At 57.9% G+C, this 11,706-nt stretch carries 8 protein-coding genes; 1 reads left to right on the top strand and 7 read right to left on the bottom strand.

Annotation, left to right across the window (positions count from 1 at the left end; genetic code table 11):
• Positions 1 to 146 precede the first annotated feature (146 nt).
• The 7 genes from phnN to DCO57_RS15030 all read right to left on the bottom strand — a co-directional run bounded on the left by phnN (position 147) and on the right by DCO57_RS15030 (position 10,462).
• Positions 147 to 2,216, bottom strand: a complete 2,070-nt coding sequence (gene phnN, locus DCO57_RS15060) for a phosphonate metabolism protein/1,5-bisphosphokinase (PRPP-forming) PhnN (RefSeq protein WP_116699725.1) — start codon at positions 2,214 to 2,216, stop codon at positions 147 to 149.
• 50 nt (positions 2,217 to 2,266) lie between these two features.
• On the bottom strand, positions 2,267 to 3,103 hold the full coding sequence (gene nadC, locus DCO57_RS15055; protein ID WP_116699724.1) for a carboxylating nicotinate-nucleotide diphosphorylase: 837 nt from the start codon (positions 3,101 to 3,103) through the stop codon (positions 2,267 to 2,269).
• A 63-nt stretch (positions 3,104 to 3,166) separates the two neighbouring features.
• Positions 3,167 to 5,062: a TRAP transporter fused permease subunit gene (locus DCO57_RS15050; protein WP_208977961.1), complete on the bottom strand. Its 1,896-nt coding sequence runs from the start codon at positions 5,060 to 5,062 to the stop codon at positions 3,167 to 3,169.
• A gap of 119 nt (positions 5,063 to 5,181) precedes the next feature.
• Positions 5,182 to 6,171: a TAXI family TRAP transporter solute-binding subunit gene (locus DCO57_RS15045; protein WP_208977960.1), complete on the bottom strand. Its 990-nt coding sequence runs from the start codon at positions 6,169 to 6,171 to the stop codon at positions 5,182 to 5,184.
• Positions 6,172 to 7,129: 958 nt separating this feature from the next.
• Positions 7,130 to 8,341 (bottom strand): Bcr/CflA family efflux MFS transporter, encoded by a 1,212-nt coding sequence (locus DCO57_RS15040; RefSeq protein ID WP_205756166.1) that lies wholly within the window; start codon positions 8,339 to 8,341, stop codon positions 7,130 to 7,132.
• A gap of 65 nt (positions 8,342 to 8,406) precedes the next feature.
• Positions 8,407 to 9,540 carry a YHYH protein gene (locus DCO57_RS15035; protein WP_116699722.1) on the bottom strand — a complete coding sequence of 378 codons (1,134 nt, stop codon included), beginning with the start codon at positions 9,538 to 9,540 and terminating at the stop codon, positions 8,407 to 8,409.
• Positions 9,541 to 9,874: 334 nt separating this feature from the next.
• Positions 9,875 to 10,462, bottom strand: a complete 588-nt coding sequence (locus DCO57_RS15030; protein WP_116699721.1) for a TetR/AcrR family transcriptional regulator — start codon at positions 10,460 to 10,462, stop codon at positions 9,875 to 9,877.
• Between the two features lie 138 nt (positions 10,463 to 10,600).
• Here DCO57_RS15030 and DCO57_RS15025 point away from each other — a divergent pair, with 138 nt between their 5' ends.
• Positions 10,601 to 11,704, top strand: coding sequence for an efflux RND transporter periplasmic adaptor subunit (locus DCO57_RS15025; RefSeq protein ID WP_208977959.1), 1,104 nt, complete (start codon positions 10,601 to 10,603; stop codon positions 11,702 to 11,704).
• Positions 11,705 to 11,706 lie beyond the last annotated feature (2 nt).

The raw sequence follows: 11,706 nt of genomic DNA, 5'->3' as shown, positions 1-11,706 counted from the left end.
CTCGTCGATCCGGATCACGTTGCCAATCTCTTTGCCGTCCATATCGTCAGTCATGTCTTGCTCCCTTCCGTCACAATAAAGGGAACCGTCTCAATCGGAAAATGTGCGAAAGATTTTGTACGTTATCACAAAGCCTGGATCGGAGCTCAGGTGTTTTCGACAGGCCCGGTCATGATCAGAGTTCCATCCTCAAGATGTTTAAGAGCATGCATTTCCGCATTTTTGAGGGCGTGTCCGGACGCGCTATAGATGCGCATGACAGGCTGTCCCACTTCAACCAGGTCATTGGGCTCGACCAGGAGCTCCACCCCGGCGGTTGCCATTTGCGGTGCTCCGGCCGTTCGCGCAATGGAGGAGACCGATGCGACCCCGAAGCGAATGATACGCCCAGCCTCGGCCGCAAGGATTTCACCGGTCAATTGAGCTGGCGCCGGTAGTCCAGATGAGACAAGCCCTTGTGCCCTTGCGATCTTTCCAAACTGCGCATGGGCAGCTCCGGACCGCAGGAGATCCTCGGCAATTTTCCACCCACCGCCCTTTCGGGCCGCGCCCACCCATTCAAGTATCGTTGCGGCATAGAGAAGCGCCTTTTCGCGCAGATCCAAAGGAGCCGACTCCTGTCCTTCAAGGACAGCCATGACATCCCGCATTTCCAGAACTGGTCCGATTCCGCGGCCGATCGGTCGTGTTCCGTCGGATTTCATCACCTTTGCCTGTATAGCGAGTTGTTCGGCAACCGTGACAAAAAGCGTTTCCAGCTCGGCGGCCTCCTCCAGTGTCTTCGTCTTGGCCTCCGGTCCGACGGGCATATCAATCAGCACATGTGTAGACCCGGCAGCCAGTTTCTTTGACAGGATCGAGGACACATCGAGCCGGTCGGATTTCAGACCCAAAGGACGGTTGATGGCATTCATTACATCATCGACCGGAGAATGGGTAAGACGACCGTTCCAGGCGATGCAGCCACCCGTTTCATGAACCACCCTGCGTAGTTCGTCGGCCGAAAGATCCACTCTGGCCACGACTTCCATGGCGTCCGCCGTCCCGGCAGCAGATGTGATCGCCCGAGACGACGTCTTTGGCATCTTCAATCCTGCCGCGGTAACGATCGGAATAACAATCGGGGTGATCCGGTTTCCCGGTATACCGCCCATGGAATGCTTGTCCACTACGATAGGGTCGGACCACTTGACGTTCTCCGTCCGCTTACCGCGCGATTTTGTTAGGGCGACCACTTCGGACGTGCTCAGGCTTGTCGCAGCACAGACCAGAAAACCGGCAAGTTCGGCATCGGAATACCGCCCATGGACCATGTCATCGACAATGGCTTCCATCTCAGACGCTTCAAGCTCCAGTCCACGAATTTTCTTGCGCAACATCTCACGACTGTCTGGCGATGGCGCCGGGCGCAGTTCGAGCGTGGCGCCGTTCTCAACTCCCAGCCGCTCCGCCAGCCTGATATCCAGAAGACAGGTGTCGCCCTGGACGGCATCTCCGGTTTCATAAGCCAATTGCGCCACAGCCGTTTCGCCGGCGCTGTTGATGATTTCCACCCTGCTTCCAACAGCACGCAAATTGTCAACCGCAGGATGTTTGGCGGAAATCGTGCAAAGACTGCGCCGGTCGACATCCAGGCTTCCCACCTTGCCGAGAAAATGCTGTCCAGCGGCGCCGATTATCGCCTGTGTGAGAGCAGCGATTCCATCAGCCTGACTATGGTCATTCCGGATTCTGATGACCGGCGTTTCTCCGTCAGGAATGGCGGCGGACCTTGCAATGCGGCTTTCGATTTCCGCCCGTGTTTCGCGTCCACGGTCGAGCAGTCGCTCTGCAATGACTTCGGGGGATGCTTCAATCGACAGGATGACGCATTTCGACCATAGCCTGGCCAGCGATGGAAGCTCCAGCCTTGAAACGTTGACAACGACATGCCTGCCCGCCTCCAGATCGCTTCTGATGTCTGCGGGGATGCCATAACGTAAACCGTGGGCATCCCAGTGATGAAAGAAGGACTTCTCTTCCACCAACTTCTGGAATGTCTCCGCGCCAACGGCAAGATAATCTTCCCCGCCCTTGTCTGGATCGCGTGTGATATACCGTTGGCAAAAGCGGAAGAACCAGGAATCACGGAGTGCTTCTTTGGCCCCGTCAAGCAACGTGTCCTTGCCGACGCCGCTGGGCCCGACCACCAGAAAAAGCGTTCCGCTTAAAGTCATTCCAACTCCTCGTTTTCACCTGATCGGGCCAATCTCCGTTTCAGTCCGGTTCAAACCTCGTCCAAGCCAATGTCGACGCAGGGAGCAGACTGGGTGATACGCCCAACCGAAATGAAGTCCACGCCAGTCTCGGCCTTGCCGCGGATTGTTTCGAGGCGGACACCGCCCGAACATTCTAGCGGCACACGGCCATTGACCCATTCGACGGCCTCGCGCATGGCTTCGTTCGTCATGTTGTCGAGCATGATGACGTCGGCGCCGGCCTCGAGGGCCTCCTTGACCTGTTCCATGCGGTCGCTTTCGACCTCGATCTTGGTCAGGACAGGTGCCAGAGCCTTGGCGCGCGCCACGGCTGCGGTAATGGATCCCGCAACGGCAATGTGATTGTCCTTGAGCATAATCCCGTTGTCGAGGCCGAGACGGTGATTGCGGCCGCCGCCACAGGTAACCGCATATTTTTCGAGAATTCGCAGGCCTGGCGTGGTCTTGCGCGTATCGACAAGGAAAGCGCCCGTGCCCTCGATTTCCTTGACATACTCTGCTGTAACCCCGGCGATACCGCACATACGCTGCATCAGATTCAGCGCAACCCGCTCTGCTGTTAGCAAGGCCTGTGCATTCCCGCTGATCTTGGCGAATGTGGTTCCCGCTTCAACACGATCACCATCCTTGTGGGTCGCCTCGAAGGTACAATCGGGATCGAGTTTCTTGAAAATCAGTTTGGCGATCGGCAGCCCGGAGAGAATGATCGGTTCACGCGCGTTCATTCCGAAAGTGGCGTTCGCGTCGTCGTCAATCATGATCTTCGCTGTCAGATCAAAATAGTTGGAGTCCTCGTCGAACCACAGTTCGATCAGCTGCTCCACTTTTCTCATGTCGATTAGCATGGCTTTCCTTCGTCAATCAGATCATCGGTTTTGAACTGGTTCGGCATTTGCAGTTTGTTCAACTCACGGCTCCAACGGCTTCTCACGCCACAGCATCCAGCCAATGGCTGCGATCAGAATGAGCCCGGCGACCTTTGGCAACTCCCACGGCAGCAGCATCGCCAGACCTGCGAATATGCTGGCCAAACCCAGCTGCCTGGAAAACCCGCGGCTTGCCTCCACTCCAATAGCCATGGCAACGCAACCGATACACGCGCAAGCGGCCTGCCAGACTGCAAGGGGACTGGACAGAGGCGCTAGAATTCCCGGGTTCGAAATGAAGGCGAAAGGCATGACGAAAGCCACGATGGCGAACTGCATGGCTTCAACAGATATCCGCATGGGGTTGGCCTGGGCGATGGCGGCGGCGGCGAAGGACGCAACTGCGACCGGCGGTGTCATGGCGGAAATGACCGCAAAATAAAGGATGAAAAGGTGAACGGACAGCAGCGGCAGCTCGAGTTCGTTCACGAGGGTTGGAGCGATCAGGACAGCCGCGAGAACATAAGCCGAGGGGGTCGGCATCCCCAGGCCGAGAATGATCGTTACAACAGCTGACAAAAGCAGAACCAGAAAGGTACTGTCGCCGACCAGCATAAAGGCGATGATCGAGAACTTTGAGGCCAGGCCCGTCATGGTGATCCCACCGACGACAAGTCCCGCCGCCGCGCAGGCTCCCGTGACGCCGATCATTCTGATCGTGGTTTCACTCAGGGCGTCAATGGTTGCGACAGGGCCCAACCGTGTTGACTTGCGGCAAAGCGCAATGATCCAGACGACACCGGCGGCCACTGCCGCAGTCAGGGTGGCGGAATAATGCATCATGAGCATCGCCGTCATCGCAACCAGCGGAATGAGATAAGGCCAACCGGAAATCAAGATTGTCCGCAGCTCGGGAATTGTCTCCGGATCAAGAGGTGCCAGGCCAAGGACACGGGAACGCAGGTGAACCTGAATATAGATGCATGCGTAGTAGACGATCGCCGGCAACAGCGCTGCAAGGCATATGGAGAGGTAGTCGATACCCGTAATTTCCGCCATGATGAAAGCGGCTGACCCCATCACGGGAGGAAGCAGACTGCCTCCAGACGACGCGGCAACTTCTACACCACCGGCCATTGCGGGCTTGTAGCCGAGCCTTTTCATCATCGGAATGGTTATCGAGCCTGTGGCGACCACATCGGACGTTGGGCTGCCTGACATCATGCCGAACAATGCGGATGAAGTGACGGCAACCTTCGCAGGTCCGCCCGGCGAACTTTTTGTGATCGCTGACGAAAGCCCAAAGAAAAAGTCTCCGCCGCCGGAACGCTCCAGAAGCGTTCCGAAAAGCACGAACAGGAAGGCGTAGCTCGCTGCGACACGCACTGGAGTGCCGAAAAGGCCGTCCGATGTATAGACATTGATATCTATGAAGTGCTTGAGGGAGATGTGACCGTGGCTCATTATCCCAGTGAGCTGGTCTCCCCACAAATTGTAACCTACGAAGCCCAGCACCAGGAGCATCAGGAACAGACCGACAGTTCGACGGGTGATCTCCATTGTCAGGACAACGATGAGTCCGGCAAACAGGAACTGGTGCCATTTCAGTGGACTGAGCAGCGAAATCCGTTCGGCGGTGTCTGAAATATTGGCGATGAAATAGACCGCCGTGCAGGCCGCAGCAAACGACAGCACATAGTCCAGCACCGACGGCTTTTCCTGCGGTGCGTTCGGCGAGGCCCCGACCAAAAGAAAAGACGGTACGAGAATGAGGGAAAGAAAGATGATCGTCAGCGACAGAGAATCCACGCGCAGCCAAGTGGCGACCGACAGCACCCAGAGCGCCAGCGCCGCACAATAGATGCGCACCGGCCAGCTCAACACCCCCGTCAGCTTACGACGCGGATTGGTATCAAATAGCAACGCAAGAATTTTCATGCCCGTCATGCTTTCATCGGAAGGTAGAACGAATGACCCGGTCAGATGCCTCAGTCAGAAACAGCAGACGCTGGCAAGCCGGTTCCCCTCCGGATCTCGGGAGGGAAACCAGTAGTGTGTTACTCGGCAGAAATACCGTAGATCTTGGCTGCAACAGGGTTGTAAGGCAGCACGTCGAGGGAAGCGGCGAACTCCGGAGTGAAGCTGGACATGGCCTTGTGTACTTCCGCCACCTTGTCCGCGTGTTTATTGATCGCGGTTGCGACCAGCGTCACCATTTCCGGATCAGCGTCAGCAGAAACCACCAGAGCCGCACGGGCACCGAAGGTTTTCACGTCTTCCTCGACCCAGGGGTATCCGCCAGCCGGAACGGTTACGGCTTGCGAGCCATAGTTATCGATCATGTACTGAACAACGTCGTCAGGTACCGAGAGAAGCGTGACGTCACGAGAATCCGCGATCGTCTTCACAGCGCTGGTTCCAATGAAGGTCGCGTTGACCCACATGTCAGCCCTTCCGTTTTGCATTATCTCTGCGGCACCAGAGCTGCCTTCATACTGAATGGAACCACCATCCACCTCGATATTGTCGTATTCAACGTCAACCTGATTGAGCGACTTCTCCAGAAGGATCGCTGGCAGAATACCGCGGCGGTTGGAGACCAGATTGAGTGGGATATCGCCTTTCGCGAGGTCTCCTATCGAGCTCAACTTGTATTCGTCAGCAAAAGCCTTGGTCACCAGGAAATGCATTGGCGCCTTGTCATAGACCAGGGCCAACGCCTCGATCCCCTCTACAGGAGCGTCAAACGGGGCATCTCCCTTCTTGGCGATCAAAGCTTCACCAGCATGCACAATACCAATGTCGCAGGAGCCCGCTTTCAACTGGGCAATGTTGGCAAACCCTCCCGAGGAAGTCTGGTAGGTCACGGTGGAAGATGGATCCAGTTCCCGAACTGCCGCATCCACGCCGGCGCCGATCAGGCTCCAGAGACCTCCAGGGCTGGCACCGCAGAGCGTTATGTTGGCTGCGGAAGCGCCCTGCGGAATTAACAGGCCAACGCCTAAAGCTATGAAAAGTGAGATTTTACGCGGCATTTTGTTCTCCATCTGATAGGTTTTCTAGTCTTAGGCGATTACCCCGTACCTTCTTTTTATGGTGGCTCTTGCCCCAAATTGCGTGTGTCCCGGGACATGGAATTCTTGAGATGCTGTCCTGCAAAATGTGCCTCATGGGCCTTTTTGCAGAAATCCGGTTTCAGTTACCCGATGATTGCGCCGGGGCGAGCAAGGCATACCCCTGTGGAGCGCAAAGACATCGAAGCGAGCCAATTCCAAAGCGGATCTATTGGTGGTGCCGTTCGGAGCAAGGGAAACTTGTTCATCTGTTCCATCATGCGAACCAGCTCCGGTTTTTTCGATAATTATTGTTTGCATGCAAATGAAAATTTTAAAAGGTCCTTTCTGTAAGTGATTAATATTTCACATGAAAGGCTATTATATGTTCAGTTTTTTCGGCCAGTTGCCTACAAAGAGATCTGCTGCATCAAGACAGCCTGAAACCTTCTCAGCCTGCAATTGAAACCTGTGACTGGGATCAATTAAGGCCTGTAGGAAACGCACTGCTGCGAGCAGCTCTCGCGTGCTTGAGCGACTGGTCTTTGAGGAAACTTGCAAAATGAGTTCTAGCCGGAATGGTCGTCAGACGGAGAAATCAACACCCCCTCGTTTTCCTGTTCCCTGTCTTCGCCTATGGCTCCAGACAAGCTCATTGCTTGGGCTCAGGACCAGTTCATCTGATTGGGATTGTCGGTTTGACCTGCCACTGAACATTCATCCAGCCGCGACCTGGGTCCGCTTGGAATTTCCTCAGCTGCCCAACCTTCTGACAGCGCGGATTGGAGTTCTCCGCCTCTTTCAGCACGTCGAGCCGATGTCGTCCGCTGTGTTTGCCAGTGCCATCGCGGGGATACTCCCGTTCAGTCGGATTTGTTCTGGCTGCAGACCATGCAGGTGATGACCATTGCTCAGACGCGGTGAACCGGACAGGCAGCTGGTCGGCAGCCGGTCAGGGGGCATCGGTCGGCTGTCTGGTCACAAAGGCACGCCTGCCAATCAGCAGCCAGATGACCACACAGGTTGTGCCGGAAAAGGCGAACAACAGGCCAAGTGTCCGGACCATGTGCCCGGGGTCGGCCGCGGCGATCTGCACGCCGACGGCACCCATCAGCATGGTGCTGAACAGGATCAGCGCCGCAGCGGAGCCCGTGTCGCCCTCCTGCTGGTCCAGAAGCAGATTTGTCCCGGGCACCCGCAACGACACGACGGCAACGGTGGCCACGGCGGCGAAGGCGGCGAACAGCCATTGTGACATCCCGCCAAACAGGAGCAGCGCGCCGCCCCCCAGCGCCATGACGGTGAAGGCGCCCAGCACCACATTCTGCATCGACAGGTGGCGCGTCAGGCGCAGATACAGGATCGGTCCCAGCACCGAACAACCGGCATTGAAGGCAAAGATCATGCTGAACCGTTGTTCGGAAAGGCCGAAGCCATCCACATAGACATAGGCCGCGCTGCCGATGAAGGCCATCAGGCACATCGGCCCCAGCGCAAAGACCAACAAAAGCAGGACAAAGCGCGGATTCTTCAGGACATGCCCCAGCCGGAACCATGACCCGATGAGCGAACCGCCGTAGCGATGCTCCAGCGGTTCGTTCAGCATCAGCGCCAATGCGGTGGCAAAGCAGCCGAACACCGCCAGGACTGCGAACAGACTGTGCCAGGAGGCAAAGGTCAGAAGCGCCGCCCCCAGCACCGGGGCGACCATCGGCGCGATGACAACCAGCGACATGACCGTCGCCATGATGCGTTCGCGGGCGCGGCCGTCAAACAGGTCCTTGACGATAGCCGTTTCCATCACCGTGACAGCACCGCCGCCGAGCCCCTGCAAGGCGCGAAAGCCGATCAGTCCCTCGATACTGCTGGTAAATACACAGCCAAGGCTGGCCAGCACATACAGCGCCAGCCCCAGCAACAGGATTGGCTTGCGGCCGGTCCTTTCGCTCAAGGGACCCCAGAACAGCATGGCACAGGCATAGGCCACCATATAGGCGCCCAGGGTCAGGTTGACGTTGGCGGAACTGGTGCCGAACCCGTCGGCGATCTGCGGCAATGCGGGCAAATACAGGTCCATCGTCACAGGCGGGAAAGCCGCAAGAACGACGAGCAGCGCCAAAGTACCGCGCCGCCCCAGTCTGGACTGGTCTGTCTTCATCTTCATCTGCATCTGCATTCGCCTTGGGCCGGCACAAGCCGCGCCGTCCCTTTGCCGGTCGCTTTCGATGCTCACGGTCTTCGCGGCAGCGCGTCACGCAGGGCATCTTCGCTGACGCCAAGCGTTTGGGCCGCGGCGGCGAAATCGGGTCGTTGCCCCGGTGCGCCAAGGGCCTCCATCAGCGCCTCGGCCGATACGCCCAGAGTTTGTGCCGCGTCCCTGAACCCCGGAGGCATGCCGCCGCCCTGACCGGGGCCTGCAAAATTGGCCGCACCGATTCCGGCCTTGGCCGTCGTGGCAAAATTGTCCTGCGCCACGACCCCCACAAGGCAGGGCGGCAGGTTCGGGAATGCGGCCGAGGCGTGGTAGTGATAGGTCCTTCCAAGAGCGGTTTCGCCCACATGGCCGTGGCAGGCATCAAGGTCTTGCGGCTCTGTGCCGTCCGCCTCAAGGCTGCCGAACATGGGGAACCCGTCGAAGGCATAGCCAAACTGCGCCGTGGCATCCTGTGCCAGCGCACAATCGGCCGCGACGCCCTCGGCGTCGAATAACGTGTCCACATCCGTGGAGGTCGCGTGCCAGTGATACCAGCCACCAGGATCGATATGACCGCCGCAAACGTCCAGCGCGGGCAAATGCCCGGTATCCAGCACCGACGGTGCATCCGCAAAGATCGGAACGCCATCCAACGCCACACCAACCTTGGCCACGGTGCCAAGCGCCGTGGGTTCGTCAGCCATCACGGGATCAACCGGCAGTCGGATGGTAATCACAACGCTTTCGTCGGGGCTGGCCATAAGACAGGTGTGGTCCAGTGCGGGCCGCTGGCCCGAGCCCGGATCGCTGATCGCGATATCTCCGTTCTCGTCATAGAACCTATACCCCTGCTCTGCCAGCATCTCGAAAAATGCACGGTCCAGGCGATACAGCCCGGCATTTTCACCATCCCAGTCCCAGATGCCGCCCGTCTCATCCAGACTGGCGGGACAGAAGGGACCGATCTCGAGGCCTTCGGGTTGATAGCCTACGGTGAATTCATAGCAGGTGGTCTCGGTGCCATTTTCCAGCGTGCATTCCACGATCGCAGGCTCTTGGGTAAAGGCGGTCGAGGAGAAGTGCCGGGGATCCGGATGCGCACCGGCGGCAATGGGGAACGGCGCGCTCAAGGCAACGGCCATGACGTAGCAACAGGGTTTGGTCAGCATATTGGTTACTTTGCTTCCGGGCCTCGGTGGATCGGTTCGAACGATTGACACCAAATAGTTAGCATGTTAACAGATAATATACAAATAAATCATATTCACTGTCACGGCATTCTCCGTTCCGCGCAAGGCGAACGGCTGCTTCGCCGATCCAGGTGCAAAACCCAGGCCCCGTTCGGACCAGTATTTCAGCCCTCCTCACCAGATGTGCCGTATCGCATCTGGATGGCCGATTTCAGCCATTAAGCGGTCCGGGCGGTCCTGAGATGCAAAATCCGCCCGAAGGCCAAGGAAAGCGCATAACGCTTGCAGCGGACAGAACTCTTTCCGGCGGAACTTATTCAGACGCGGCCGTCAGAAGCCGTGCCGCGGACATCACCCCCTCCCAGATGATATCCAGGGCCGCGACAAGGGACAGGTTCTCTTCCTGCTCCCAAAGGGATATCGCCCGTTCCGTTGCATTGGTGGCATTGCTGGCGAGTGCGGCGGCGACCTGGCGATCGTTCACGCGCGCGCACAGGCATTCCGTGAGTTCGTGACGTTCCGAGGCGAGAAAACCGTCAAGGATGCCGCGTGCCTTTTCATTCGAGCGCAGGACACTTCCGACCATCCGCAGAACAGCTTCATCAGCAGCCAATCTTCCCATGTGCCTGTCCAGAAACAGTTTGAGATCCGACGCCAGAGACGCCGTTCCCTGTCGCAATGCGTCCTTGTCTTCCTCCCGGAATCCGGGCGGCACCCCGATCGCGGCAGCTTCCTTGTTTGAGTAATAGTTGAAAAAGGTCCGCGTGCTGACCCCTGCAGAAGCGGCAATCTCTTCCGTGGTTACATTCTCGAGGCCATGCGAAATCGCCAGTTCCAATGTGGCCTTCTGGATATCGCGCGCAGTTTCCAGCCGCCGTCTCTGCCGTAACGAAAGTGTCATCCCCCAGATCCTTGCATGGTGTGCAATTTATGCGTAGAAGGCAATAAAATTGCAGGATAGTCAAGGATCGGAAAGCAGATGCAGGTCAGCGTTTGGAAAACCATTGGTGCGGTTCTTGCTTTGACGGGATCTGCTACGATGGCAATGGCCCAGGGGGCACCATCGGGACCAATCGAAGTCGGCGTGATCGAGGCGACATTGCAGGAGGTCCCCCGTGTCGTGACCCAGCCGGGGCGTGCCGTCGCCTTTCAGGACGTTGAGGTACGGCCTCGCGTGGGCGGCGCGGTCGAGGAAATACTCTATACGCCAGGTCAGGTCCTTTCGGTCGGTGACCCCTTGTTCCGGATCGATGATTCCTCCTATGTCGCGGCTGTGGCCACCGCGCGTGCGAACCTGGCAACTGCGGAAGCCAATCTGCCTGTGGCGCAAGCCGCTTATGATCGCGCGGAACAATTGTCCGGCCAGGGCTATACCGAGGCCGAGGTCGAGGCCGCACGCGCAACTCTTGCCGAAGCCAAGGCAACATTGCAGTCCGCGACGGCCGCGTTGAAATATGCGCAGACCGAACTGTCATGGACGACATTGAAGAGCCCGATTGAAGGGCGTGCCGATGTCGCGACGGTGTCTGTCGGAGATCTTGTAACCGCCGGGCAGACGGATGAACTGACGACCATCGTACGCTCCGACCCGATCTATGTGGACATGATGGAAGCCAGCGCGCGTATTCTGTCTGTCCGCAAAAGCATTGTCGAAGGCACCCTGCAGCAGAACGACGTCCTTCAGGCCACCTTGATGCTGGAAAATGGCGACGTATATCGCGGCACCGGAGAGCTGGTCACCCCCGGCAACAGCGTATCCACGACGACCGGAACCGTGACCATCCGGTTCAAGTTCGACAATCCCCACCACGTGATCATTCCGGGCATGTTCGTGCGCGGCGAAATAACCCTCGGCACGATGCAGGCCTATCTCGTGCCGCAACGCGCAGCCAGCCGTGAAATTTCCGGTCAGCTTACCGTCTTCATCGTGGGGGAAGACGGCACCGCCAAAAAGGTGACACTCACCGATGATGGCAGCTACCGGAACTCATGGATCGTACACGAGGGGCTGAGTGAAGGTGACAAGCTGATCGTCGACGGATTGTCTTCCCTGAGAGCCGGACAGGCCGTCACCCCGATTGCCGCGACAATCGACGAGGACGGTATCGTCCGCGACATCGCCTCCAGCGACAAAGAAAACTGATC

This window comes from Labrenzia sp. 011 (genome assembly GCF_003075075.1).
Classification (GTDB): Bacteria; Pseudomonadota; Alphaproteobacteria; order Rhizobiales; family Stappiaceae; genus Roseibium.
The sequence above is the reverse complement of the archived record's forward strand: the minus strand, read 5'-3'. Positions and strand labels throughout refer to the sequence as shown.